The organism is Streptomyces piniterrae (assembly GCF_005048155.1).
GTDB classification, from domain to species: Bacteria; Actinomycetota; Actinomycetes; order Streptomycetales; family Streptomycetaceae; genus Streptomyces; species Streptomyces piniterrae.
Window position 1 is genome coordinate 597809 of record NZ_SUMB01000003.1, and the last position, 24868, is coordinate 622676.

18 protein-coding genes and 1 pseudogene are annotated in these 24868 nt (G+C 69.2%); 5 read left to right on the forward strand and 14 right to left on the reverse strand.

Annotated features, from left to right (window positions below):
- Window positions 1-122 precede the first annotated feature (122 nt).
- The 3 genes from FCH28_RS11375 to FCH28_RS11385 all read left to right on the forward strand — a co-directional run bounded on the left by FCH28_RS11375 (window position 123) and on the right by FCH28_RS11385 (window position 2396).
- Window positions 123-488: a GntR family transcriptional regulator gene (locus FCH28_RS11375; RefSeq protein ID WP_136739686.1), complete on the forward strand. Its 366-nt coding sequence runs from the start codon at window positions 123-125 to the stop codon at window positions 486-488.
- Between the two features lie 170 nt (window positions 489-658).
- Window positions 659-1882, forward strand: a complete 1224-nt coding sequence (locus tag FCH28_RS11380; protein WP_246102653.1) for a helix-turn-helix domain-containing protein — start codon at window positions 659-661, stop codon at window positions 1880-1882.
- Between the two features lie 19 nt (window positions 1883-1901).
- Window positions 1902-2396, forward strand: a complete 495-nt coding sequence (locus FCH28_RS11385) for an NUDIX domain-containing protein (RefSeq protein WP_136739687.1) — start codon at window positions 1902-1904, stop codon at window positions 2394-2396.
- A 345-nt stretch (window positions 2397-2741) separates the two neighbouring features.
- Here FCH28_RS11385 and FCH28_RS11390 read toward each other — a convergent pair whose 3' ends face one another.
- Both FCH28_RS11390 and FCH28_RS11395 read right to left on the reverse strand, forming a co-directional pair.
- On the reverse strand, window positions 2742-3734 hold the full coding sequence (locus FCH28_RS11390) for an HNH endonuclease signature motif containing protein (protein ID WP_136739688.1): 993 nt from the start codon (window positions 3732-3734) through the stop codon (window positions 2742-2744).
- A gap of 580 nt (window positions 3735-4314) precedes the next feature.
- Window positions 4315-5184, reverse strand: coding sequence for a hypothetical protein (locus FCH28_RS11395; protein ID WP_136739689.1), 870 nt, complete (start codon window positions 5182-5184; stop codon window positions 4315-4317).
- A gap of 1314 nt (window positions 5185-6498) precedes the next feature.
- On the opposite strand from FCH28_RS11395, the gene FCH28_RS11400 reads away from it, so the two are divergent.
- Complete coding sequence (locus tag FCH28_RS11400; RefSeq protein ID WP_136739690.1) at window positions 6499-7140, forward strand: MerR family transcriptional regulator; 642 nt, start codon at window positions 6499-6501, stop codon at window positions 7138-7140.
- Here FCH28_RS11400 and FCH28_RS11405 read toward each other — a convergent pair.
- From FCH28_RS11405 to FCH28_RS11415, 3 genes are all read right to left on the reverse strand, one after another.
- Entirely contained in the window at window positions 7128-7781 is a 654-nt protein-coding gene (locus tag FCH28_RS11405; protein WP_281289686.1) for a class I SAM-dependent methyltransferase, read from the reverse strand. The two genes, FCH28_RS11400 and FCH28_RS11405, sit on opposite strands and share 13 nt — an antisense overlap.
- Before the next feature lie 233 nt (window positions 7782-8014).
- Window positions 8015-9289 carry a rod shape-determining protein gene (gene mreB, locus FCH28_RS11410; RefSeq protein WP_136739691.1) on the reverse strand — a complete coding sequence of 425 codons (1275 nt, stop codon included), beginning with the start codon at window positions 9287-9289 and terminating at the stop codon, window positions 8015-8017.
- 349 nt (window positions 9290-9638) lie between these two features.
- The gene (locus tag FCH28_RS11415; RefSeq protein ID WP_136739692.1) at window positions 9639-11732 is read right to left on the reverse strand and encodes an FUSC family protein; all 2094 of its coding nucleotides are present in this window, start codon (window positions 11730-11732) and stop codon (window positions 9639-9641) included.
- A gap of 257 nt (window positions 11733-11989) precedes the next feature.
- Between FCH28_RS11415 and FCH28_RS11420 the strand changes: the two genes are divergently transcribed.
- Entirely contained in the window at window positions 11990-13009 is a 1020-nt protein-coding gene (locus FCH28_RS11420) for an alpha/beta hydrolase (protein WP_136739693.1), read from the forward strand.
- Window positions 13010-13051: 42 nt separating this feature from the next.
- Here the strand turns inward: FCH28_RS11420 and FCH28_RS11425 are convergent, their stop codons facing one another.
- The 9 genes and pseudogenes from FCH28_RS11425 to iolC form a co-directional block, all read right to left on the reverse strand.
- Window positions 13052-13963, reverse strand: coding sequence for an ABC transporter permease (locus FCH28_RS11425; protein WP_136739694.1), 912 nt, complete (start codon window positions 13961-13963; stop codon window positions 13052-13054).
- Window positions 13960-16044: pseudogene (locus FCH28_RS11430) on the reverse strand (ATP-binding cassette domain-containing protein); the annotation flags it as partial. The pseudogene FCH28_RS11430 and the gene FCH28_RS11425, both read right to left, overlap by 4 nt.
- A 209-nt stretch (window positions 16045-16253) precedes the next feature.
- Complete coding sequence (locus FCH28_RS11435) at window positions 16254-16796, reverse strand: GNAT family N-acetyltransferase (protein WP_342781604.1); 543 nt, start codon at window positions 16794-16796, stop codon at window positions 16254-16256.
- Between the two features lie 276 nt (window positions 16797-17072).
- Complete coding sequence (locus FCH28_RS11440; protein ID WP_136739696.1) at window positions 17073-18215, reverse strand: hypothetical protein; 1143 nt, start codon at window positions 18213-18215, stop codon at window positions 17073-17075.
- 139 nt (window positions 18216-18354) lie between these two features.
- Entirely contained in the window at window positions 18355-19848 is a 1494-nt protein-coding gene (locus FCH28_RS11445; protein WP_136739697.1) for a CoA-acylating methylmalonate-semialdehyde dehydrogenase, read from the reverse strand.
- Between the two features lie 37 nt (window positions 19849-19885).
- Window positions 19886-21802, reverse strand: coding sequence for a 3D-(3,5/4)-trihydroxycyclohexane-1,2-dione acylhydrolase (decyclizing) (gene iolD / locus FCH28_RS11450; RefSeq protein WP_136739698.1), 1917 nt, complete (start codon window positions 21800-21802; stop codon window positions 19886-19888).
- Entirely contained in the window at window positions 21799-22734 is a 936-nt protein-coding gene (gene iolB, locus FCH28_RS11455) for a 5-deoxy-glucuronate isomerase (RefSeq protein WP_136739699.1), read from the reverse strand. Before iolB ends, iolD begins: the two co-directional genes overlap by 4 nt.
- A gap of 69 nt (window positions 22735-22803) precedes the next feature.
- On the reverse strand, window positions 22804-23691 hold the full coding sequence (locus FCH28_RS11460; protein WP_169314120.1) for a Cgl0159 family (beta/alpha)8-fold protein: 888 nt from the start codon (window positions 23689-23691) through the stop codon (window positions 22804-22806).
- Between the two features lie 106 nt (window positions 23692-23797).
- On the reverse strand, window positions 23798-24799 hold the full coding sequence (gene iolC, locus FCH28_RS11465) for a 5-dehydro-2-deoxygluconokinase (protein WP_136739701.1): 1002 nt from the start codon (window positions 24797-24799) through the stop codon (window positions 23798-23800).
- Window positions 24800-24868: the final 69 nt, after the last annotated feature.

Sequence of the window (24868 nt, forward strand, 5' to 3'; positions counted from 1 at the left end):
GAGCCACCCCTACCTAGGTAACCTAGGTTGCTGCGACGAGATGAAGCTACCTAGGTCACTTAGGGGCGTCAAGGGATCCTGCTCGAAAACCTCAAATGACCTAGGTCGAGTACGCTCTACTGATGGACCCGAAGCCCCTCAAGACGCCGAACGCCCGGGAGATCGCCGCCCAGATCCGTGGCGACATCGCTGACGGGACGTACGGCCCTGGGGCCCGACTGCCCGGAGCCAAGGGGTATGCGAAGAAGCTCGGCGTAGCGCTCATGACCGTGCAGAGCGCGTACGGGCAGCTCGCCGAAGAGGGGCTTGTCGAGGGGCGCCCGGGGAGCGGTACGTACGTGATCGACCCTGTGCAGGGCGAGCCCACCGCACAGCAGACCGCCGCCAGTCTCCGTGACGTTCACACCGAGCTGGTGCGAGTCACAGCCCAGCTCGCCGACCTCGCGGAGCGGGTCGCGAAGTTGGAGGAGTCGAAGGGACTGGATTGACAGGCCCCATGGGGCGCCGCTCCGACTGATGGCCAAAGACATTCCTGCACCACCTTGTTGTCGTTTCAGGGCGTCTTGCTCTGGACGTCTACGACGCTATGGCGCGCTCCCCGTGCCACCCCGGAAAATCCTTCCGGGGTCCCTTCGCGAACCGAGGTGAAGCTGAAGCCATGCGAGGAATGACGCAGCACCTAACGACCGGCGAGCGCGTGGCTTGGTACCGGCACCGCCGTGGACTCTCTCAGGAGGTACTGGCCGGCCTGGTCGGCCGCACCGCAGACTGGCTCGGCAAAGCCGAGAACGGCCGCATTGAGCTTGACCGCCTGTCCGTAATCCGAGCGCTCGCCCACGCCTTGGATATCTCCATCGGAGACCTGATCGGCGAGCCGACGCTCCTGGAGTGGTCCGCAGACAGCGGCCGCCGCACAGTCCCTGCACTCCGTGAAGCGCTGATGGACTATCGCCTCCTGACTCCGCTGATGAGCCCCGCGACCGAGGGGGCACCGCCCACCTTGACGGCACTCCGGTCCGACGTTGGAGAAATCTGGGACGCATACCAGGGCTCACGCTTCGGGCTCGCGGCTCGACAGCTGCCGCTCGTACTCTCCGATGCCCTACTCGCCGCCCGCACCTACGCCGGCAGGGAACGGGAGGAAGCACACGGCCTGCTGGCACTGACGTACCAGGGGGCCGCCATGGTCCTCGGCAAACTGGGCGAGAACGAACTCGCCTGGATCGCAGCCGACCGCGGACTCGCCGCAGCCCAGCAGTGCGGAAGCGACGTCATCATGGGTTCCCTGTTCCGGTCCGTGACCCACTGCCTGTTGTCGACAGGCCGGTACGAGACCGCAGTGTCCCTCGTGAACGATGCCGCTGGCGTCCTGGAGCGGGGGCTCGCCGCGGCCAGCCCCGCGCTCATGTCCGTCTACGGGACGCTCTTCCTCACGGGGTCGATGGCGGCAGCGCGATCCGAAGACCGTGCCACGACCCAGGCGTTCCTCCGCGAGGCGCAAACATTGGCAGATCGACTCGGTGGCGACGCAAACCACATGTGGACCGCCTTCGGCCCCACCAACGTCGCCATCCATCGCGTGGCGACGGCCGGAGAACTGGGTGATGTCCAGGTCGCAGTCGAACTTGGACCGCAGGTCGACACAAGCGGACTTCCGGCCGAGCGCCGCGTCCGCCACAGCTTGGAAGTGGCCCGCGCCCTGAGCTCGTGGAACCGCACGGATGAAGCGCTCGCCATGGTGCTCGAAGCCGAGCGGATCTCGCCTGAGCAGGTCAGGCACCACTACATGAGCCGGGAACTCGTGCTCGGCTGGATCCGTGGAACCCGCGGCCGACCGAGCCGCCCGATTGCCGACCTGGCCGACAGGCTCCGCGTGGTGTGAGCTGGTTAGGCTCGTTCGCATGAGCGACAACGAGCACGAGGCGAAAATGGCGCGCCCGAGGATGGCCTCGGGCGCGCTGTTCTTCGACGATCAGGGCCGCGTCATGATGCTTGAGCCGACGTACAAGGACTACCGGGAGATTCCAGGGGGCTACATCGAAGTCGGCGAGTCTCCGCTTCAGGCGTGCATCCGGGAGGTACGCGAGGAGCTGGGCATCTCGCCGGAGATCGGCCGGCTGCTCGCTGTGGACTGGGCGCCCAGTCCCTCTGAGGGCGACAAGGTGCTCTATCTCTTTGACGGCGGAGTCCTACCAGCAGAGATCCGGGAACGGATCCATCTACAGGCTGCGGAGATCGCAGGTTACGAATTCCACCCACTGGACGCAGTCGCAGGCATCACGATCCCGCGGCTCGCCCGGCGAATCGCGGCAGCAGCGGCGGCACGTACCGAAGGACGGGTGGCCTACCTGGAGCACGGACAGAGAGCCGACAGTAGCGATGACCTGCGGGCATAGAGCCTAGCCGTCCGGTGAAACCTTCCCTCTCCTGCAAGCCAAGGATGCCTGTTACAGCTTTCTCTACCTCATCAAGGCCCGCGCACGCCGCGGGCCTTGAAACGAGCAGAAGGGGGGTGGCCCTCTGTGGCTAGGGCAGGGGGCTCCACGGCTTTGGCCACCTCCGCGGCTCGGGTCCCGCGTCGAGCAAGGTCAAGGGGCCGCTCGTTCAAATTCCGGGCAGAGGCGCACAGCCTGCCCGAGTTGCTGGCCGGCGTACGGCCCCCTGATCATGCTCGACCCCAAACCGGGCAAGCCACCGGAAAAACCCGCTCCACCGACCTCCGATGTCCCTCGAAGACCGGCCTACCTCGATGCCCCTCCTTGTGCTCGCACCCTTTCTTTCACGACGCTAAGACCCTCGTATGGTTGTTGCCGATTCCGTTCCTCATATGAATATTCTTCACGCGAGAGATTATCTACGATGAGCCCGTCGCCAATGCGGTACGGCAAGGCTCCTTCCTCGAATCGAAACAGGGGATCAAGTTCGGTACGGACAAGATCGCACACGTAATTTGCCGCTTTGGTCAGCTCCCAAGACAGCTCATAAAGCATGTCCTGGCTGAACTCAAACTCCTTGCGAGCCTTGTCGTACTTTTCTTGCGGCAACCATCCTCGCTGCCACGGACGGGGAAACTCTAGTCGATCTTCGGAATTATGACGGTACTCCATGGATGATCGAATATGGTTGACCAAATCTCTCAGTACGCATTGGTAGTTAGCAAACGCAGACTTAAGGCCAGGGAAGAAGTCGGGCCAGTTTCTCATCATGAGCCACTCCCCCTGTTCATAAAGGGCGTTCACCCAAGACTCCTTCAGGGAAACTACAGGTTGATTTAGCCGATACGTTAGATTTCCCCATCGAGACAAGGCTGCACGGTCGACCCAATTTTCGACCATTGCGAGAGTTCTGAGCTCGATTTCCTCTCGCCTCAAGTCAGAAGGCGATTTCTTTGCAGCCTGCGCCACCTCATGAGTCCTCTTCATCTCTCTAAGGGTTTCTGATGAGAATCCTGCGCCGCCTTTCTTGTCAATGATTCGGTGGTGCGTCGGACACAGGAGGATCAGATTCTCATAGTCGTCAACCTTTCCATTCGGGTAATTGGGATCATATCGCGGCCCATCGGGACTTCCGGAAATGATGTGCGCTTCCTCTCCGAGCGGGATCCCGGATTCTTCAAGCGTCCTCGATTCTTCGTCATGCAGGTTATAGGTAAGCAGTTGATTGCATTCCAGAAATGCACAAAGGTTACCCGAACGGGCCCAGAGAACCTTCCGTGCCGGGCTGCCAATCGTCATGCTTTCGATCCCTTCTAATCACCATGATGCCGTGACGCATGCTACGCCGAATGGGGCGTCTCGTGGGGGAATATGGCCATTCCATCGAAACGGAAATCCAGCCGGCCTATTGATTTGCTCTTTGTGGCAGGGGATGCCAGCCCACTGGCCCGGCTCGATCGGCTGGCCCCCTCCACCACGCGCTGGTGCCGCGGGTCTACAGCTGCCGGCCGACGCAGGCCAGACAGTCGTACGGGAGTGTCGAGGGTTCCAGCAAAGCGTGGAGCGGCGCCATAGGCCGGTGATTCCCAAGCTCAGGCGTCGGCTAGTTGCTTGTATGCTCCCGCCTTGGGAACCGCCGCTGTTGTGTGCGGGGTGCGGGGGGGGGAAGGGTACGGCGAGCGCTCTGGGCACGCAGACCAGAATGGGGCAGGATGCCGTACCGCCACCGTCACGGACACAGGAGCACGAGCGGTCCGGAGCCCTGATCCGTGGCTAAAGGGGGAGCAGCCGCTACCGCGATCTGGCTTAGCCCGTCATGGGCGCTCCATTCACCGACCCGTCTTAGACGGTATGTATCCGGCTCATCGCTCACAATTTCCTAATTTCCTTCTTTGATCACAGACTGATATTGACCACTCTCGCGTTTGGGGCTACGAGGCCATTTTGAGAGGTGATTCGAATCTCTCTTCAGGGATTCATACATTACCAAAGTGGCTACCGTTAGTGCCCCGCAGTCAATTTCATGTCGTTCCTCTGCCCGCTCCAGGGCGGCTTCGAAATCCTCCCTAGCGGGACAGCTGTCAAATTCCTGGAAGGCTTCACGTAGAACGACGCCCAACTGATAGGTGTTCAGTTCGTCGTATTCTCGTCCGGATACAGTCGCCCTGTAGAGCTCGCGCCACATGACGGTGTATGGCGATATCTCGGTTACACCTTTGTTGGCAGTCCAGCTTCCTCGTGGGATAATCCACGCGAGATAGCGACTCGACTTTCGGGGGCGCTTCCTGCCTGCAACGCAAACTCCTCCGCGAAGTCTGATCTTCGACTTCCTTGCACCTTCCAGTAGAGCTGGGAGGACGCTCCAATAGTCAAGCAAGAAGGTCACGCGGTCGTAAGGATCGATCCTTACCAGGGTCTCCGTTGCCGGAGTCTCGTGGCCGAATAATGAAGCCTTGAACATGCGCGGGGAAATTGCATGATTCCGTCTTCCGCTTCCCGAAATAATCAAGGCGGGATTATAGACTGTTATTGGTGTGCGGCCTGGGTTTTCTACAACGAGCTGAGCGACCTCGATATTCTCCGGAGATGCGTGTTCAAAATCTCTGGTGTGCGTTTCCCATTTGCCGGTCCGATTGACCAGCAGCTTTACGCCCGGCTCCCAGATTGCTGCGTTTAGGTAGACTCGCGCACGTCCTCCGTCGAGCATGTGTTTGGCAATCTGCCAACTAAGAGTGGTGATCGATGCCAACAGCCCACACCCTGCTACGAGTAGGGTGAGTACGACCACAGGGATTCCGAACAAATCTGATGCTGCCGGAGCGGAGTTCATCAACTCATGCTAGCTATTCACCTCGGCGGGCATGCAGTGAATGGCAAAGTACAGCCACCGCGACGACCCGTGCTGGCAGTACGTTCATCGGTTCGTACGGCACGATGTGGATCTATTTGCCCTCATGGAAGTCGGCGACCCCACTGGCCCCCGCTACGTGACGATGACCACCGAGCCCCCGTCCCGGCGTTGATCGAACCGTGTGCCTGCCATCAACGACGACGAACTTCAACGGCTCCAGGCGGTGGAGGGCGGCGCCGCGGGCTCTCCGTGGGCTCTCCGTGCCGGACGCCTGAACGAACTTACAGAGCGGGGTCGCCACTGACGCCAGAACCTTCAATCGGAAGTGGCCACTGTTTGAGCCCCGTTCCCGCCCCTCTCAGTCGCAACTCTCGCCCTACGGTAGGCGCGGAAGGAAAGCCTCCGGTGATTACGCGGTGAAGCATTCGACTCGATCCACCCTCAGTCTCGCTAAGTCGCAGGTCAGAGGCTAGGGCACGCAGAAATAGCCACGTCTCTTCTAAGCACTTGGCCGCAGGTTCGAGTCCTGCCGGGGGCGCTCACACTGCATCCGACGGCCCTCCCTGCGGGAGGGCCGTCGTCGTTTCCGCTCCCACCGTGGGAATGCGCCTTTGGAGTTTCTCGTCCTGGCTTCGGATGGGTGGAGGGGAGAAGACTTCGGGGACGGGGGCCTTTTCTGCTGGGTTTGGTGCGTTGAGCCGATTCTTCGGGGCGTGTCGTGCTGATTCTTGGGATTGCGGTCGGATTGCTGGGGCGCCTCGGGGATTTAGCTGATGATCGGCCGGAGCGTTGGGTGGGGGGATGTGCAGAGGTCGGGGTGGGGTTTGTTGGTTGTCAATGGGCGGTGGCGGGTGGGTGGTGGCCGGTGCGCTGTGGGCCGCTGGCCGTACGGGCCTGTGGCGGCGGGGAGCTCGGCAGGGAGGGGCGGGGCTGTCGGCGGCGCGGGGGCTGTTCTCGCGGGTGTGTTGGGGGCTCATTTCTTTTCCGGGCCCCGGGGTCCGGGTGCTCGGATGCTGGGGATGTCGGGCTGAAAGTGGGCGGCCGGGGTGGCGGATCGCAATCGGGTTTTCCCGGTGGCCGGAATCGCGCGCGTGAGGGGAGTGAAGTGGAGGGGAGGGGAGGGGAGGGGAATGGGTTTTGGGGAATTGTTGGGGGTGCGTGGCCTGAAGAGCCGAGATCGGGAGGCATCTGCCCGGCCGTTATCCTCGAGGGATGCGTATTGGAGAACTGGCGCGGCGGACCGGGGTCTCGGTTCCGACTATCAAGTACTACACCCGGGAAGGCTTGTTGCCCGTGGGTGAGCGCACCGGTCCCAACCAGGTCCAGTACGCGGAATCGCACGTGCGGCGGCTCAAGTTGATCCGCGCGCTGATCGAGGTGGGCGGGCTGTCGATCGCTGCGGCAGGTGAGGTGCTCGCCGAGATCGATTCCCCGGGCCGTACGGTCCACGGGATGCTCGGTACGGCGCAGACCGCGGTCAGCCGGGCGGTCGCGGAGCCCGGCGCCGACGGGAAGTGGGCGGATGCCGAGGCGGAGGTCGCGGAGTTGGTGCGGCGTCAGGGCTGGGTCGCCAAGCCGGAGAACCCGGGGTGGCGGACGCTGGTTCAGATCGTCGCGGCATACCGGGACCTCGGCCAGGGGGAGTTGCTCGGTCTGCTCGACCCGTATGCGGCGGCGGCCGGGGAGTTGGCCGCTGCCGAACTCGCCGTCATCGGACACGTCCCGAGCACCGACGGCAAGATCGAAGGCGCGGTGCTCGGGACCGTACTGGGCGATGCCGCGATGGGTGCGCTACGCCGTATCGCTCAGGAGGATGCCTCCCGAAAGATGCAGGAGCAGCCTCACTCGGCTTGACGCGTCGAAACGGAGTCGTTGTGGCCGGCGTCGCTGGCGGGGACGAGATGATGGACGCGGGCCGGGGGCAGGTTGCCCAGCACCGTCTCCGTACGGAACGCGTGGCGGTCGAGTATGCGACGCAGTACGTCCTGCCCGGCGAGGGTGTGTACGCGTGCCTCTCCCCCGGCGAACGTGCGGCGTAGCGTCGCGCCGCCCACGTAGCCGAAGAAGGACAGTGTGCCGCCCGGCCGCAGTGCGCCGAGCAGCCTGCCGAAGATGTCGGCCGTCGTGGAGGCGCCGAAGTTCGCGAAGGGCAGGCCGCAGACGATCGTGTCGTAGGTGCCGAGTTCGTGCTCCTGGACGAGGCCGGTGCGGAAACGGAGCCTTGGATCGCCGCCGTACGTGCCTTTGAGCAGGTCGGCGAAGCGTGGGTTGGCCTCGATCAGATCAAGAGTGTCCAGCCGGCCGAGCGAACCGGCGATGTGCCTGGTCACGGCTCCGGTTCCGGGCCCCACTTCGAGTACTGCCCGGGAGTTGCCCGGGCTGGGAATCACATAACGGGTAAGGGCCCTGCCGAGCCTCCGGCTGCTCGGAGCGATCGCTCCGACGTCCTGGCGTGTCCGGGCGTACTCCCGGAGGAACAGCGTCACTTCAGGCATGAGGAACCTACATCCGTAGTGATAGCAGAACTATCGATAGTGTAATTTACGGATGCGGTGAGGGTGCCGCTGACGCTATCGCTCCGGTGCGTGTGCCCACTGGCCCTTCATCACAATCCCGCAAAAGCGAAGAGATGTGACGGGAGGGGTTTGCGGGGCGGGAGGGGGGAGGGCAGGCGGTGCCGAGCGGGCGGGGGAGTACGAGCCGCCCACGCCGGGTCACAAGGGCGCCGTCACCATCGCACCGCCCTCCGGGGCTGTTCCTTGGCGCCGGTCAGCAGACCGTGCAGTGCGGCGAACTCGTCGACGCACCTGGCGGTGCCGTTGACCACGCAGTCCAGGGGGTTGTCGGCGACCACGACCGGCACGCCCATGTCCTGCCGCAGGCGCTCGTCCAGGCCGCGCAGCAGGGCGCCACCGCCGGTGAGGGCGATGCCGCGCTCGATGATGTCGCCCGAGAGCTCCGGCGGGCATTCGTCGAGGGTGCGGTGCACGGCGCGGACGATGGCCTCGACCGGTTCGGCCAGCGCGTTGCGGATCTCCTCCTCGTCGATCTCCTGGATACGGGGCAGGCCGGTGACATGGTCCCGGCCGCGGACGGTGAAGGACCTGCGGCGGCCGCCGAGTCGACCGAGTTCCTCGAGTTCGCCGAGTCCCCCGAGCCCAGCACGTTCACCCGGTTCGCCGAGCCGGTCGCGTTCGGCGAGGTCGCCCGGATCATCGGGTTCGCCGTTCTCGGCCCCGTACTCGCCCCCGTAGCCGCCCTCGGCTTCGGCCGCTGCCCCGGTGCCGTCCGCTTCCGCGTACGCGCCCCCGGCCACGGGTCCGGTCAGATCGATCGTCGTCCAGGCCGCCGAGCCGATGGCGATCTTGATCTCTTCGGCGGTGCGCTCCCCGATGGCCATCGAATGCTTCTTCTTGACGTAGGTGGCGATCGCGGCGTCCATGGCGTCGCCCGCGACCCGTACGGACTGGGCCGTGACGATGCCGCCCATGGAGATGACGGCGACCTCGGTGGTGCCGCCGCCGATGTCCACCACCATGCAGCCGACCGGTTCGTCCACCGGGAGACCGGCGCCGATCGCCGCGGCCATCGGCTCCTCGATGAGATGCACCTCACGGGCGCCGGCGGCCCGCGCGGAGTCGATGACCGCGCGCTGCTCGACGCCGGTGATCCCGGAGGGGACGCAGATGACGACCCGCGGCCTGGCGAAGCGGCGGCTGCCGGGCAGCGCCTTCTTCATCAGGGCGCGCAGCATCTGTTCGGCGGCTTCGAAGTCGGCGATGACGCCCTCCCGTAGCGGGCGCATCGCGGTGATCCCTGACGGCGTGCGGCCGATCGTCCGTTTGGCCTCGGCCCCAGCGGCGATGACCTCGCCGGACGCGTTGACGGCGACAACGGACGGCTCGTTGAGCACCACACCTTTGCCGCGCGCATAGACGAGGGTGTTGGCGGTGCCGAGGTCGATGCCGATGTCGTACGTACCGGACGAAGTGCTGGACGCCATGGGGAGTTCGCTTGCTCTCTCTCGACTGATGACAGGCTCCCCAACGGGGGCGCCTCGGCCCCGATTCGGGGCTCCTCGGACATCATGGCCCAGAAGGTACCAATGGCTTGAAATACCTGACGAAATGACCAAAGGCATCAATTGCGGGCAATTATCTAGACTACTGGGACGGTCAAATGGTTCCTGCGTCTGAAGAATCGATTCTCCAGGCGTGGTTACGGGGCGGCGGCAGGTGCAGTTCGAGGGACGCGGCCGCGACCCCACCCAGGTGGGCGCATCGGCAGGTGCGGTCACGGGCGACCGCCCAACCCGCCAACCCGCCTACGCCCTACGGTGCGAGCTGCCGGACCTACGGGCCGGCAGTCGGCTCGCTTCCTCCCGGTTCCCGGGACAGCGCCTCGGCGAGATCGTCGAGGGCGTCCAGGAGCAGCTCCGCCGCGCGCAGCGCCACGCCCTCCCCCGCGCTCTCGGTGTCCCACCGGTCCCAGACGGCGCGCAGCGCGCTCCAGTCGGGTGCGCACCGTTCGCGTACGGCGTGCGCCGCCCGCTCCACGGAGGGGCGCAGTTCGGCGGCGAACGCGGCGGCGCCGGGCGACGGTTCGGCGTCCTTGTCGGGGAGATGGGCCTCGAGGATCATCGTGACCCGGCCCATGGTGGCGAGCGAGGAGCTGGCCGCGGTGGCGGAGTCGCGCGAGAGGCCGCGGTGCCGTACGGGTTCCTTCTCGGCGCGGGAGGCGCTCTCCTCCCAGGCGGCGCGGGCCGCGCGAGCGTCCAGCAGGGCCTCGCGGATCTGCCGGGGGCGGCGTTCGGCGGGCCTGGCGTAGCGGTCGTACACGGCCAGCGCGTAGCGCCCGTTGGCCACCAGCCATTCGGCGAGCCGGTCGCGCAGCCTGGGTGTCTCCCAGGCGGGGAACATGGCGTACGACAGCAGCGCGAGGATCCCGCCCAGGAGGGTGAGCACGACGCGTTCCTGGACGGTTTGCGCCCAGCCCTCGCCGGCGATGCCGAGCAGGAAGACGACATAGCCGGCCACACACGCCGAGGTCACCGACACGCCGGTACGCATCAGCAGGTACATGAGCAGCACGCAGACGACGGCGAGGGCGGCGCTGACGTATCTGCCGGGGTGGGCGACCGCCATCAGCGCGCCGGCGACCGCCACGCCGACGAGGGTGCCGCTGAAGCGGGCCACGCCGCGGGAGTAGGTCTGGCCGAAGTCGGGGCGCATGACCATGACGGAGGTCAGCGGCACCCAGTAGCCGTGGCCGAACGGGAGGGCGGTGCCCAGCAGATAGCCGGCCGCGCAGACCGCGCTGACGCGGAGGGCGTGCCGGAGGATGTGCGAGGACCAGCGGGTCTCGCGGTGCACGGCGCGCAGGGCGACCGGTACGAGCCGGGGCACGCTGGGGCGCAGCAGATGGGCGCGTTCGGCTTCGGTGGTGGGGCGGGTGGCCTCGACCGGCTCGTCGGTGAGTTCCACGGCGTCGGCGAGCAGCGAGATCAGACGGTAGGCGGAGCGGCGGGCGGCGCCCTGGAGCATCGGGCCCGATGCGGGGACTTCGAGGGTGGCCATCGCCTCCGGGGGCAGCCGGACCGGGCCCGCGTGCCGTACGGCATGGGCGACGGCGTCCAGGACGGTGGCCGCGGCGGCGAGCAGATCGCGGGCGCGGTCGCGTTGCGGGCCCTCCTGGGGGGCGCCGACGACCGGGTCGGCGAGTGAGGCGAGGACCGGTCTGAGCTGTTCGGCGAGGCCGCGGGGGCCGTGCAGCTGGACGGGACGGCGTCGGGCCTGCCGCGGGGTGACGGCGGACGCGAGGCGGGCGTCCATCAGGGGGGCCGGGTCGAACGGGGCGACCGGATCGTGCCGCAGCCGCCGGGCGTAGTCGGCCTCGGCGGCCAGCGCGTCGGCGAGCGCGTCGCGCTGCACGCCCCAGGGGCGCACCGGGAAGAGCACGATCAGGGCGGCCTGGACGATGCCGCCGAGGGCGATCAGCGCGGCGTGTTCCAGGGCACCCAGGACGGACGTCGGCAGGGTGACGGTGACCAGCATGATCGCGATGGTCAGGGTGCCGATGAGTCCGGAGACCGGGCCGATCGCCCACAGCATGCCGGCGAGCAGGGCCGAGCCGGCGAGCAGCAGCACGAAGGCGAGGAGATACGGGGCGGCCAGGTAGCCGAGGAAGGTGGCGACGGCCAGGGGGGCGGCGACGGCGAGCGCCAGGACCGGGCGCGGGCGCATGCTGCGCTGGAAGGTGACCAGGCCGGACGCGAAAGCCCCGAAGGCGGAGGAGACGGCGAGGCTCGGGTCGCCGAACCACAGGCACAGGCCGAGGACGACGGCCACGCCGACCGAGCCGCGGAGGGCGATCAGCGGGGTGAGTTTGGCCCGCTCGATGGTCAGCCCGGAGCGGGCGGTCTCCTTCAGCGCGCGCGACCAGGTCATACCGAGAGAATACGGTCGGGTACGGGGAGTGCCGGGGTTCCGGGCACGGCGAGGCACCCGCCGGAAAATGACGGTAAAAATGACGGCAAAACAGCCTTACGGAGCACGCAAAAGCGGCAGGTCAGAGGGTTTTGTCCGGCTTCCGTGGGGCGGTGCGACAAACCTGACACCCGCGGCGGGAAACCACGGGCCGCCGTGGCCCCCTCTTGCTGGCCGGCCGGGATCTCTCCCGGCCGGTTCGGCAAGGAGAAGGACCCGTGCGCAAAGCCCTGTTCACCCCGGTGATCGCGTTGATCGCCCTGACCGTTCTCGTCTGCGCGGCCGGCTGTGGCACGGGTACGTCCCAGGCTTCCCCCGTACGCTTCGGCGGCCCGCAGGCGGGCGCCGCGCTGCATGCCCCGCCGCCGGACAAGCGGTCGCTGGTGCAGCTGCCCACGCATCCGATCGATTTCGAGGAGGAGCGCCGGGTCGGCGGGGCGGGCGAGGACACCCCGATCGGCGTGACCACCTTGCACGGCAGGAAATCGGGGTTCACCGGGAAGGTGTGGGTGTGGGCACCGCCGGAGTACTACGAGCGGCGGAACGCGGACAAGGGCTTCCCGGTGATGGTGGCGCTCCCCGGGTCGTACGGCTACCCCCGCAACTACTGGGCCGGGTCCCGCTTCGAACTGGCGGAGCACCTGGCCCAGTGGTCCAAGGACGGCACCAGCCTGCCGTTCATCGTCGTCATGCCGGTGCTCAACCCCAACGACAAGCAGTACTACGACGGCAGCGACATACCGGGGCAGCCGAAGATCGGCACCTGGCTCAGCCAGGACGTGCCCGATCTCGTACGGCAGAACTTCCGCACCCTCAAGACCCGGGACGCCTGGGCGATCATGGGCTCTTCGTCGGGCGGGTTCGCGGCGCTGAAGAACGTGCTGCAGAACCCGGGCACGTTCAAGGTGGCGATAGCCAACGGGCCGGACATCGTGCCCGACTCCCCGCTGTGGAAGGGCCACGACAGGGAGAAGCGCGCGAACAACCCCGAGGTGCTGGCCCGACGGCTGATAGCGCGCGGCGGACCGAAGGTCTATGTGGCGTTCCAGGACGGCTCCGAGGAGGCCACGGTGCTGCCCAAGGTACGGAAGTTCATCGCCCGGTACGGCCATGGTCCCCTCAGGACGCGGCTCCAGATCGTGCCGGGCGGCACGCACAGCGGCGAGACGTATGTACGGGGGCTGGGCGAGGGGACGATGCGGTGGGTGAGCGCGCGCATGCGGGGGCCGCTGCGCTAGCTTCGGCCGGCTTGGTTGCTCAACCCCGGGCGCGGCGGGCCCTCACGACACCACGTCCTTCCGCGCGAACCCCCGGAAGGCCATGGCGACCAGTACCACCGCGTACGCCACCGAGACCGCGGACCCCTGGATCATGCCGCCCCACTCCATCTGGGGCTGGAGCGCGTCCGCCCAGGAGTACTGCCAGTGGGCGGGCAGGAAGTCGCGCCAGTTTTCGAGGGCGGTGACCTGGTCGAGGACGTTGCCGACGATGGTCAGTCCGACGGCGCCGCCGACCGCGCCCAGCGGGGCGTCGGTCAGCGTCGACAGCCAGAACGCGAGGGCCGCGGTGACCAGTTGGCTGACGAAGATGTAGCCGACCACCACCGCCAGCCGCGGCAGCGCCTCGCCCGCGGGCAGCGCGCCCCCGGTGGGCAGTTGCAGCGGGGCCCAGCCGTACGCGGCAGTGCCCACGCCGAGCGCTACCAGCGGCAGCAGCACCATCGCGGCGGCGCTGAACAGCAGTCCTACGGTGAGTTTGCTCAGCAGCAGCCGGGCCCGTGGGACCGGCGCGGCGAGCAGATAGCGCAGCGAGGACCAGCCGGCCTCCGAGGCGACCGTGTCGCCGCAGAACAGCGCCACCGGGACGACGAGCAGGAAGCCGGCGGAGACGAACAGCACGGTGGCGGCGAAGTTGCCGCCGGAGGCGGTGGCGGTGGCCATCAAGGTGACCCGGGTGGTGCTGCGGGTGCTCGGGTCGCCGCCGATCGCGAAGGCTGTGACCAGCACAAACGGCAGCAGGGTCAGGATGGCGGCGATCACCAGGGTGCGGCGCCGGCGCAGCTGGCGCAGCGCCTCGACGCGCAGCGGGAGGGTGTGGCGGGCACGGTATCCGGGCGCGGCGGCCGACGTCGGCCGGGGCGCCGCCGACGGCTTCCGGTCCGTTCCCGGGGCGGCTGTCTCCGTGGGAGTCATCGGGCGTCACCTCCGATCAGGGTGAGGAAGGCGTCCTCCAGGCGGCGGTGCGGGCCGACGCGGTCCACGGGGATCTCCATCCGGATGAGGTCGGCGAGCAGTCGGGGGGTGCCGTCGGGGTCGGCGAGGCGTACCAGCAGGCCCTCGTCGGCGCGGGCGGCGGAGGCGACGCCGGGCAGCGCGGCCACCTTCTCCACCAGCGCGTCGGACAGCGGCTCCGAGCCCGCGACGCCGACCAGCAGGGCATCGCCGGAGCCGATGATCTCGGCGACCGGGCCCGCTTGGACGAGCCTCCCGCGGTCCATGACGACCAGGTGCGTGCAGCTCTGCTCGACCTCGGAGAGGAGGTGGCTGGAGACGATGACGGTGCGTCCGGCGGCCGCGTAACGCGTCATCACGTCGCGCATCTCGCGGATCTGCGGCGGGTCGAGCCCGTTGGTGGGCTCGTCGAGGATCAGCAGATCGGGGAGGCCGAGCATGGCCTGGGCGATGGCCAGGCGCTGCCGCATGCCCTGGGAGTAGGTGCGCACGGCGCGTTGCAGGGCGTCGCCGAGGCCGGCGATCTCCAGTGCCTCGTCGATATGCGCGTCGGCGGCGGGCCGCCCGGTGGCCTGCCAGTACAGGTCGAGGTTGGCCCGGCCGGACAGATGGGGCAGGAAGCCGGCGCCCTCGACGAACGCGCCGACCCGGGAGAGCACGGGGGCACCGGGGCGGATCGCCTGCCCGAAGACCCGGATCTCGCCCTCGTCCGGCCGGATCAGGCCCATCAGCATGCGCAGTGTGGTGGTCTTGCCGGCGCCATTGGGCCCCAGCAGCCCCAGCACCTGCCCCTTCTCCACACGGAACGACAGCTCCCGTACGGCGTACCGGTCGGCGGACTTGGCGTACCGCTTGCTCAGGTCGCTGATCCGCAGCGGGACATCGGCGAGCGACGGATCGGGGACGGGTGCCGCGGTCCGGCGCCGGGTGGTGAGCAGCAGCAGCGCGGCGATCACGACGGCCGCGGCGGGCAGGGCCCAGGTCCAGGCGGGCAGCGGGGCGGATGCGCTGCGCACCTGGGGCGCGGTGGGTACGGAGAGCTCCCCCACATCCTTGGGGGCATGGGAGGTGCCCCCATCGCCGTCTCCCAGGGAGACGGTGTAGGTGGCGGGTTCGGTGGGTGAGGCGTAGCCGAGGTCGGTCGCGGAGAGCACCAGCCGCAGGCGGTGGCCGGCGGCGAAGTCGTGGTCGACGACGGGGAGTCGGAGGCGGACGGTCTTTCCCGCGCGGGCGTCCTTGGTGCCCTCGGCTCCCTTGGCGCGCTTGTCGGGTTCGATGTTCTCGATCCGGTACGGGGTGACGAGCTGGGACGGCAGCACCTGGCGGCGGCCGTCCGGACCGACGTCGTAGAGCTTGGCGAAGAACACCGCCTCCGGGGAGCCGGCGCTGATGCGCACGGTGACGGCGGGGCTGCCGGTGAGATGGACCGGGGTGCGCAGCGGCGCGGTGTCGAAGTGCGCGTACTGGCCGGGGAAGTCGAGGGAGAGGCCGCCGGTGCCGAGGGCGGAGAGGTTGCCGAGGGCGCCGACGCCGGGCACCGCGGAGATGGCGGGCGGCCCGGCTCCGGCCGGATTGGCGAAGCGCTGCTCGCGGCCGGTGAGTTCCAGCCGGCGCGGGGCGTTGTCCAGTCCGGTGTAGCGGTCGCCGCTCGCGCCGCGCAGCCGCACCGTGCCGTCGGTGGAGTCCACTCCCCCGGTGCGGCTGATCCGGAACGCGGGCCCGGTGTCCGCGCGCTTGTCGCCCTTCAGATAGCGGTCGAACCAGGCCCGGGTACGTGCCTGGACCCGTGCGGTCTCGCGGTCGCCGCCGTCGTGCCCGCCGGCGATCCAGTCGACGTCGACCGGTGCGCCGTTCTTGCGGATCGCGCGCTGCATGGCGTCGGCCTGGCCGAGTGTGAACAGCGAGTCGGTCCGGCCCTGCATGATCAGGGTCGGCACCTTGATGCGGTCGCCGACGGCGGACGGGCTGCGGGCTTCCAGGAGCGCGCGGGCCGCGGCGTCCGGTTTGCCGCTGACGGCGACGCGCTCGTACATCCGGCACAGCGTGGCAGGTGCCGCCTCCTATGAGTACGGCCAGAGCGCCCGCGGTCGCATACAGCTTCCGCCCGCGCAGTCGGAGATCCATGCCGTGAATCCTAGGGAGGAGCCGGGCCGGGCAAGCCGTCCCCCGGGCTGAACCGTGCGCCCTCCCTGCGGAGTAGCGGCCAGGAGGCCCGTACCACGGATGCGGTAGGGCCCCCGGCGGCCCGGTATCAGGCCGCGGGCGGCGCCGGCGCCGTGGCGCGGAACCTGGCGGTCTCTTCGTCGCTGCTCCAGCGCTCCAGTCCCGCCTTCTCCAGGACCCGGCACGACGCCGGGTTCGTCAGGTCCACCTCCGCGTACACGGTGTGCACCCCGGGCGCGGTGAAGGCGAACGCGACGAGGGCGCGGGCGGCCTCGGTGGCGTAGCCGCGGCCTCTGCGGGACGGCACGACGCCGTAGCCGAACTCCAGACGGCCGTCGTGCGGCGGCCAGAACAGGCCGATGGAGCCGACGACCAGGCCGCCGGCCCGCTCGACGATCCGCCGCTGACCGTACTCGCCGAGCGCGTCCGGCTGTTCGGCGAGGACACCGGCGATGACGCGGTCGCCCTCGGCGGGGAAGTCGTCCGCCCAGTGCGCCTGTCGTACGTCGTCGAGCACCGCGGTGATCTCGTCGGCGGACCATGGCCGCAGCGCGAGCCGGTCGGTGAGCAGGTCGGTGAGCAGGTCGGTACGGGGGGAGAAATCTGGAACGGGGGGAAGGGCTGACGGCACTTCGACACTCCTGGTCGTGGGCGAACGACCGGGCCGCGCTGTCGGCGCCTGGCTGTGTCGGTTCGGTCGGCTCAGGCGGCGGCCCGGACAAGGGCATGCTGATGAAGCGCGTGGCGGGCCATATTCATCAACCTCCCTTGTCGCAGCAGTGATCGAGGGCATCGCCCCGGCGGAGTATGGCGCAATCGGATCAGGCCCTGCCAAGTGGTTTTCCACCGGGCAGGGCCTGACACGCGGCGCGGGGCCGGCGGGGCGCAGGGGCCTGAAGGCCGACGCTCAGTACTGCGGCGGCCCGAAGCCGCCGCCCGGGGGCGGGCCCTGCGGAGGCGGCGGGGCGACCGGCGGGCCCATCGGCGGCCCCATCGGCGGGCCCTGCTGCGGCATCGGCGGGCCCTGCTGCCAGGAGGCCGGCGGCGGTCCCTGGGGCCCGGGGACGAAACCCGGTCCGGGGAACGTCGGCAGCTGGGCCGGCGGCTGCCAGCCGGCGGCGACCGGCACGCCCTTGCCCATCAGGGCGAGCATCGCCGCGGAGCCGAGCAGATCCAGGAAGAGCTGGATGTGGTTGATGATGCTCATGCCCGGTGCGAAGTCGTTGAACTGGAACAGCGCGTCGTGGCCGACCAGGCCGATGAGGCTCACCAGGGCGTTCGTCAGCAGCACGATCGAGATGCCGATGGCCAGACCGCGCGAGGCGCAGCCGCGCAGCAGGCTGTTCAGGCCGGCCAGTGCGGTCAGGGCGAGGAGGACCAGCGCGTACCAGCCGGGGGCCAGGTCCAGCAGGAAGGTGAGCGTTCCCTCGCCGAGGTAGAGCGCGCCGAACGAGTCGACGCCGCTCTGCACCAGCACGTAGATGTGCCAGGCCAGGTAGCACAGCGCCATCGCGCCCAGCACCAGTCCGGACACCATGCCCGGCGCCTTGCCGGGGCGCATCGGCGGGTCGCTGGGGGTCGCGCGCGGCCAGGAGCGCATCCCGGCGAGCAGCACGATGGACGCGCAGAAGGCGAGGAAGACCTGCCCGAGGCTGTTCAGGAAGACGGCTTCGAACTGCGCCGAGGTCGGGTCGGCCTTCGACACGAAATAGTTGCTGGTCGAGGTGGAGTTGCCGGTGCTGATCATCACCTGGATGCCGGTCGCGAAGGTCAGCGTGGTGGCGACGGCGAGCAGTCCACCGGCCGTCCGGCGGGCGGCGAACGCGGCGATCACGGCGCTCAGCTGCACGATGGCCATACCGAGCACGAGGGGGTTGGTGACCGCGTCGGTGCCCGGCTTGCGGTCGCCGACCCAGGACTCCCAGACGCCCGCCATCCCGAAGCTGCTGAGATCGGTGCCCAGCCAGTAGGCGGAGTTGAGGAAGAACAACGCGCAGAACACGCCGCCGGTGATCCGGGCGCCCTTGGCCAGCGCCATACTTTGTTGCATTTTGTCCCCCGGTCATCTCGGTACGCCAGCGAGGGAGCACGGTAGCAACGCATCCGGCCGCGGTCTCCCCCGCCTGCCCCTGTTCCCTGCCGACGGGGCCGCCGGCAGGGAACAGGTCCGGGACTCCTGGCGAAGCCCGTCAGTGGTTGCGCGGGAAGCCCAGGTTGATGCCGCCGTCGGACGGGTCGGGCCAGCGGGTGGTGACGACCTTGCCGCGGGTGTAGAAGTGCACGCCGTCGTTGCCGTAGATGTGGTGGTCGCCGAAGAGGGAGTCCTTCCAGCCGCCGAAGGAGTGGTAGCCGACGGGGACCGGGATCGGTACGTTCACGCCGACCATGCCGGCCTCCACCTCCAGCTGGAAGCGGCGGGCCGCCCCGCCGTCGCGGGTGAAGATCGCGGTGCCGTTGCCCCAGGGAGAGCTGTTCACCAGCTCGATGGCCTGCTCGTACGTCTCCACGCGGACGACGGACAGCACCGGGCCGAAGATCTCGTCGCGGTAGGCGTCCATCTCCGGGGTGACGTTGTCGAGCAGGGAGACGCCGATCCAGTGGCCGTTCTCGTAGCCGTCGACGGTGTAGCCGGTGCCGTCGATGACGACGTCGGCGCCCTGGGCCGCGGCGCCCTCGACATAGGAGGCGACCTTGTCGCGGTGCGCCTTGGTGATCAGCGGGCCCATCTCGGAGGCCGGGTCGTCGCCGGGGCCGATCCGGAGCTTGTCGGCGCGCTCCTTGATCTTGCCGATCAGCGGGTCGGCGGTGTCACCGACGGCCACGACGACGGAGATCGCCATGCAGCGCTCGCCGGCCGAGCCGTACGCGGCGTTGATCGCGGAGTCGGCGGCCAGGTCGAGGTCCGCGTCCGGCAGCACCAGCATGTGGTTCTTGGCGCCGCCCAGTGCCTGGACGCGCTTGCCGTTGGCGGTGCCGGTGGTGTGGATGTAGCGGGCGATGGGGGTGGAGCCGACGAAGGAGACGGCGGCGATGTCCGGGTGCTCCAGGATCGCGTCGACGGCCACCTTGTCGCCGTTGACGATGTTGAGGACACCGTCCGGCAGGCCCGCCTCGGCGGCCAGTTCGGCGAGCTTGAGGGCGGCGCTGGGCACCTTCTCGCTCGGCTTGAGGACGAAGGTGTTGCCGCAGGCGATGGCCATGGGGAACATCCACATCGGCACCATGGCGGGGAAGTTGAACGGCGTGATGCCGGCCACCACTCCGAGGGACTGGCGGATCGCGGCGACATCCACCCGGGTGGAGACCTGGGTGGACAGCTCGCCCTTGAGCTTCTCGGGGATGCCGCAGGCCAGCTCGACGATCTCCAGGCCGCGGGCGACCTCGCCCAGCGCGTCGGAGTGCACCTTGCCGTGCTCGGCGGTGATCAGCTCGGCGATCTCGTCGCGGTGCGCGTCGATCAGCTCGCGGTACTTGAACAGCACCGAGGTGCGCTTGGCCAGGGAGCTGGTGCCCCAGCTGCGGAACGCTTCCCTGGCGGCGGCGACCGCGGCGTCCACCTCGCCGACGGAGGCGAAGGCGACCTGCTTCTCCTGGGCGCCGGTGGCCGGGTTGTAGACCGGGCCGTAGTTGCCGGAGGCGCCCTCGACGGGCTTGCCGCCGATCCAGTGGCTGATGGTCTTCATGCGGGGGGCCTTTCTGGGTGACGACTGCGAGCTGAGGTCAGAGGTGGCGGCGGCGGGCGGCGGTTTGGCGGTCGTACGCCTCACGGGCGGCGAGGGCCGCCGGACGCGTCGCGGTCTCGGCAACGGGGACATCCCACCAGGCCTGGGCGGCCGGCGCGCCCGGCACAGTGTCGGCCGTTTCGGTCTCGACATAGACACATGTGGGCTGGTTCGAGCCGCGTGCCTCGGCGAGCGCGGCGCGCAGCTCGCCGACGGTGGCGGCGCGGAGGACCCGCATGCCCAGCGAGGCGGCGTTGGCGGCGAGGTCGACGGGCAGCGGCGGACCCGTGTACGTCCCGTCCTTGGCGCGGAAGCGGTAGTCGGTGCCGAAGCGCTCACCCCCGGTCTCCTGGGAGAGCCCGCCGATGGAGGCATAGCCGTGGTTCTGGATGAGGACGAGGTTGATGTTGACGCCCTCCTGGACCGCGGTAACGATTTCGGTGGGGTTCATCAGATATGTACCGTCACCGACGAGCGCCCACACCGGCCGGTCGGGAGCGGCCATCCGGACGCCGATCGCGGCCGGGATCTCATAGCCCATGCAGGAGTAGCCGTATTCGAGGTGGTACTGCCTGCGGGACCGGGCGCGCCAGAGTTTGTGCAGGTCACCGGGGAGGGAGCCGGCGGCGTTGATGACGATGTCGCTGTCGTCGACGAGGGCGTCCAGGGCGCCGAGCACCTGGGTCTGGGACGGGCGCACGGAGGCGTCCGCGGCGCCGTAGGCGGCGTCCACCCGGCTCTCCCACTCCGCCTTGGCGACCCCGTAGGCGGCCTCGTACTCCTCGTCGACGTGGTGGCCGTGCAGGGCGAGGGTGAGCGCTTCGAGTCCGGCGCGGGCGTCGGCGACCAGGGAGGTGGCGCCGAGTTTGTGGGAGTCGAAGGGGGCGATGTTGAGGTTGACGAAGCGCACGCCGGGTGCGGCGAAGAGGGTGGCGGAGGCGGTGGTGAAGTCGGTGTAGCGGGTGCCGACGCCGATGATCAGGTCTGCCTCGCGGGCGAGTGCGTCGGCGGTGGCGGTGCCGGTGTGGCCGATGCCGCCGATGTCGGCGGGGTGGTCGTGGCGCAGCGAGCCCTTGCCGGCCTGGGTGGAGGCGACCGGGATGCCGGTGGTCTCGGCGAAGACGCGCAGCGCGTCCTCCGCCTCGCTGTGGTGGACGCCGCCGCCGGCGATCAGCAGCGGCCGGCGGGCGCCGCGGATGGCGCGGACGGCCTCGGCGAGGGAGGCGACGTCCGGGGCGGGGCGGGCCACCCGCCACACCCGGTCGGCGAAGAACTCCTCGGGCCAGTCGTACGCCTCGGCCTGGACGTCCTGCGGCAGGGCGAGGGTGACGGCGCCGGTGTCGACGGGGTCGGCGAGCACCCGCATGGCCTGGAGGGCGGCGGGGATCAGCGCCTCGGGGCGGGTGATCCGGTCGAAGTAGCGGGACACCGGGCGCAGCGCGTCGTTGACCGACACGTCGCCCGCGTAGGGCACTTCGAGCTGCTGGAGCACCGGGTCGGCGGGACGGGTGGCGAAGACGTCGCCGGGCAGCAGCAGAACGGGGAGGCGGTTGACGGTGGCGAGCGCGGCGCCGGTGACCAGGTTGGTGGCCCCGGGGCCGATGGAGGTGGTGACGGCCTGCGCGGAGAGCCGGTCGGACTGGCGGGCGTAGCCGACGGCGGCGTGCACCATGGCCTGTTCGTTGCGGCCCTGGAGGTAGGGCAGCCCCGGGGGTTCGGGGGTCGCGCCCTGAGGGGACACGTTTCCGGACTCCAGGAGCGCCTGGCCGATACCGGCCACATTGCCGTGGCCGAAGATGCCCCAGCAGGCGCTGATCAGACGGTGCCGGCGGCCGTCCCGCTCGGTGTACTGATGGGCGAGGAACTCGACCAGGGCCTGCGCGACGGTGCGGCGGCGGGTCGTCGGGGCGTTCATCGGAGGTCTCCTGCGGGAGCGTCGTAGAGGGGGAGGCGGGGGTCGACGGGCTGGTCCGGCCAGGTGGCGCGGATCCAGCCGTGGTCGGGGTGATCGCAGATCAGCCACTCGCGGGTGGCGGCCGGGCCCGCCATGACGTTGAGGTAGTACATGTCGTGCCCGGGGGCGGCGATGGACGGGCCGTGCCAGCCGTCGGGGATCAACACCGCGTCGCCGCTGCGGACTTCGGCGAGCACGTCCGTGCCGCGGCCGCGCCCTGAGGGGCTGACGCGCTGATAGCCCAGGCCCGGCCTGCTGTTCCCGCCGGCATCGACGGCGGCGGCGATCTCGAAGTAGTAGATCTCCTCCAGCTCGGCTTCCTCGCCGGGGCGGCATTCGTCGTGTTTGTGGGGCGGGTAGGAGGACCAGTTGCCCCCGGGGGTGAGCACTTCGACGGCGATGAGCTTGTCGCACTCGAAGACGTCGGCGGCACCGAAGTTGTTGACCTGCCGGGAGCAGTTGCCGGTGCCGCGCAGCTCCACGGGCACGGCGGACGCGGGCCCGTAACGCGCCGGGAGGCGCCGCGCACAGCGGGCCCCGGTCAGCGCGAACCGGCCGCCCGCACCGGTGGCGATCTGCACATGCGCGTCCCGCGGCACATAGGCGAAGTCCGTCACCCCGCTGAACACGCTCTCCCTGCCGGTCAGTTCGAAGGTGTCCCCGCTGTCCGTCATGACCGTGCAGCCACCGGACAGGGGCAGCACGATCCATTCGCTGCCACCGGTGGCGAAGGAGTGGTGGCCGCCGGCCGGCAGCTCCAGGACGCGAAGGGAGGAGTACCCCCAGCCGGCCCGCTCGGGATCGATGGCGAGGGCGTACGGCCCGTCGGCCGCGCGGCCCGCCCTGACGTGAAAATCCGTGAAGCCCGTGAAGTCTGCGGTCTCAGCGCTCATAACCCCAAGTCTCCTACTCATCACTGACAGTCATCGAAATTCGGCCGTCGCCGCACGTCGGCCCGGTGGTCACAGCAGTCCGACGGCGGTGTCCACGGCCGCCGCGACATCGCCGTCGGCCGGGTAGAGCAGCGAACGGCCGACGACCAGGCCCTGCACGGTGGGCAGTCGCAGCGCCTTGCGCCACTTCTCGTAGGCGACTTCCTGGTCCTGGACGGTGGTGCCGATGTCGCCGCCGAGCAGCACCGTCGGCAGCGTCGACGCCTCGCAGACCCGGGCCATCGCATCGGGGTCGTCGGTGACCGGCAGCTTCAGCCAGGTGTACGCGGAGGTGCCGCCGAGGCCGGAGGCGATGGCCACCGAGCGGATCACCGCTTCCGCGCCGAGGTCGTTGCGGACCCTGCCGTCGACCCGGCGGGAGAGGAACGGCTCGACGAAGACGGGCAGTTCCCGCTCGGCCATGGCGTCGACGGCGCGTGCGGTGGCCTCCAGGGTGGCCAGCGATCCGGGGTCGCTGTAGTCGATGCGCAGCAGGAGCTTGCCGGCGTCGAAGCGGAGCCGGGCGATGTCCTCGGGGCGGTGGCCGGTGAACCGGTCGTCCATCTCGAAGGCGGCGCCCGCGAGGCCGCCCCGGTTCATCGAGCCCATCACCACCTTGCCTTCGAGGGCGCCGAGCAGCAGCAGGTCGTCAAGGATGTCGGCGGTGGCGAGCACCCCGTCCACGCCCGGCCGTGACAGTGCGAGCACCAGGCGTTCGAGCAGGTCGAGGCGGTTGGCCATGGCGAGTTGCCGGTCGCCGACGGCGAGCGCGCCGCGCGCCGGGTGGTCGGCGGCGACGATCATCAGCCGGCCGCTGTCGCCGATGAGCGGGCGGCGGGTGCGGCGGGCGGCGGCCTCCGCGATCGCTTCGGGGTGCCGGGCCCGCAGCGTCGCGAGGTCACTGATCCGAGGGGTCAAGGCGTAACTCACCTTCTTGAGGCCACAGATGCGGCGGGTGCGGCGGGTGCGACAGGTCCGGCGGACGGTGCGGGCGGGGCCATGGCGGCCCTCGCGTCCACGGGGCTCACCGGTCCGCGAGGAACGCGTCGACCTCGTCGGCCGTCGGCATCGCGGACGAGCAGGCGAGCCGGGAGGCGACGATGGCGCCGGCGGCGTTGGCGTAGCGCATCATCGGCTCCAGTTCCCAGCCGGCGAGCAGCCCGTGGCACAGCGCCCCGCCGAAGGAGTCCCCGGCACCGAGGCCGTTGACGACCTCGACCGGGGTGGGCGGGACCTCGGCGGTACGGCCGTCCCGGTGGACGGCGAGCACCCCCTTGGGCCCCTGCTTGATGACGGCGAGTTCGACGCCCATGTCCAGCAGCGCCTGCGCGCACGCCTTGGGGTCGCGCACTCCGGTGGCGACCTCGGCCTCGTCGACGTTGCCGACCGCGACCGTGGCGTGCCGCAGCGCGGCTTCGTAATAGGGGCGGGCGGTGGCCATCGCCGCGGCGCCGGACGCGCCGCCGTCCTTGGAGGCGCCGCCCTCGCCGCCCCAGAACATCGGCCGCCAGTCGAGGTCGAAGACGGTCGGGCCCACCGCCGGAGATCCGGTGCGGGCCTCCAGTGCGGCGAGGGTGGCGCTGCGGCTGGGTTCCTCGCACAGTCCGGTGCCGGTGATCCAGAAAATACGGGCCGCCCGGATGGCGTCCTGGTCCAGTTCCTCGGGGCGGATGACCAGGTCGGGAGCCTTGGGGCGGCGGTAGAAGTAGAGCGGGAAGTCGTCCGGCGGGAAGATCTCGCAGAAGGTGACCGGCGTCGGGTACGCGTCCACCGGTGTCACCCAGCGGTCGTCCACCCCGAAGTCGCGCAGCGCCTGGTGGACGTAGTCGCCGAACGGGTCGCGTCCGGTGCGGCTGATGACGGCGGAGCGGCGGCCGAGCCGGGCGGCGGCGACCGCGACGTTGGTGGCGGAGCCGCCGAGGAATTTCCCGAATGTCTCCACTTGGGCCAGCGGCACGCCGATCTCCAGCGGGTAAATGTCCACTCCGATGCGACCCATCGTGATCAGGTCGTACGGCTCGGTCATATGCGCCCCTTCGATTGGGCCGGCGGTCGGATTCGGCGGGTTCGGCTCTGAGCAAAGGTCTAACCGGGA

Excerpts from the sequence above, each read along its gene's own strand:
- FCH28_RS11375 (WP_136739686.1), top strand. The coding sequence starts at position 123 with ATGGACCCGAAGCCCCTCAAGACGCCGAACGCCCGGGAGATCGCCGCC.
- FCH28_RS11380 (WP_246102653.1), top strand. The coding sequence starts at position 659 with ATGCGAGGAATGACGCAGCACCTAACGACCGGCGAGCGCGTGGCTTGG.
- FCH28_RS11385 (WP_136739687.1), top strand. The coding sequence starts at position 1,902 with ATGAGCGACAACGAGCACGAGGCGAAAATGGCGCGCCCGAGGATGGCC.
- FCH28_RS11390 (WP_136739688.1), bottom strand. The coding sequence starts at position 3,734 with ATGACGATTGGCAGCCCGGCACGGAAGGTTCTCTGGGCCCGTTCGGGT.
- FCH28_RS11400 (WP_136739690.1), top strand. The coding sequence starts at position 6,499 with ATGCGTATTGGAGAACTGGCGCGGCGGACCGGGGTCTCGGTTCCGACT.
- FCH28_RS11405 (WP_281289686.1), bottom strand. The coding sequence starts at position 7,781 with ATGCCTGAAGTGACGCTGTTCCTCCGGGAGTACGCCCGGACACGCCAG.
- mreB (WP_136739691.1), bottom strand. The coding sequence starts at position 9,289 with ATGGCGTCCAGCACTTCGTCCGGTACGTACGACATCGGCATCGACCTC.
- FCH28_RS11415 (WP_136739692.1), bottom strand. The coding sequence starts at position 11,732 with ATGACCTGGTCGCGCGCGCTGAAGGAGACCGCCCGCTCCGGGCTGACC.
- FCH28_RS11425 (WP_136739694.1), bottom strand. The coding sequence starts at position 13,963 with ATGACTCCCACGGAGACAGCCGCCCCGGGAACGGACCGGAAGCCGTCG.
- FCH28_RS11440 (WP_136739696.1), bottom strand. The coding sequence starts at position 18,215 with ATGCAACAAAGTATGGCGCTGGCCAAGGGCGCCCGGATCACCGGCGGC.
- FCH28_RS11445 (WP_136739697.1), bottom strand. The coding sequence starts at position 19,848 with ATGAAGACCATCAGCCACTGGATCGGCGGCAAGCCCGTCGAGGGCGCC.
- iolD (WP_136739698.1), bottom strand. The coding sequence starts at position 21,802 with ATGAACGCCCCGACGACCCGCCGCCGCACCGTCGCGCAGGCCCTGGTC.
- iolB (WP_136739699.1), bottom strand. The coding sequence starts at position 22,734 with ATGAGCGCTGAGACCGCAGACTTCACGGGCTTCACGGATTTTCACGTC.
- iolC (WP_136739701.1), bottom strand. The coding sequence starts at position 24,799 with ATGACCGAGCCGTACGACCTGATCACGATGGGTCGCATCGGAGTGGAC.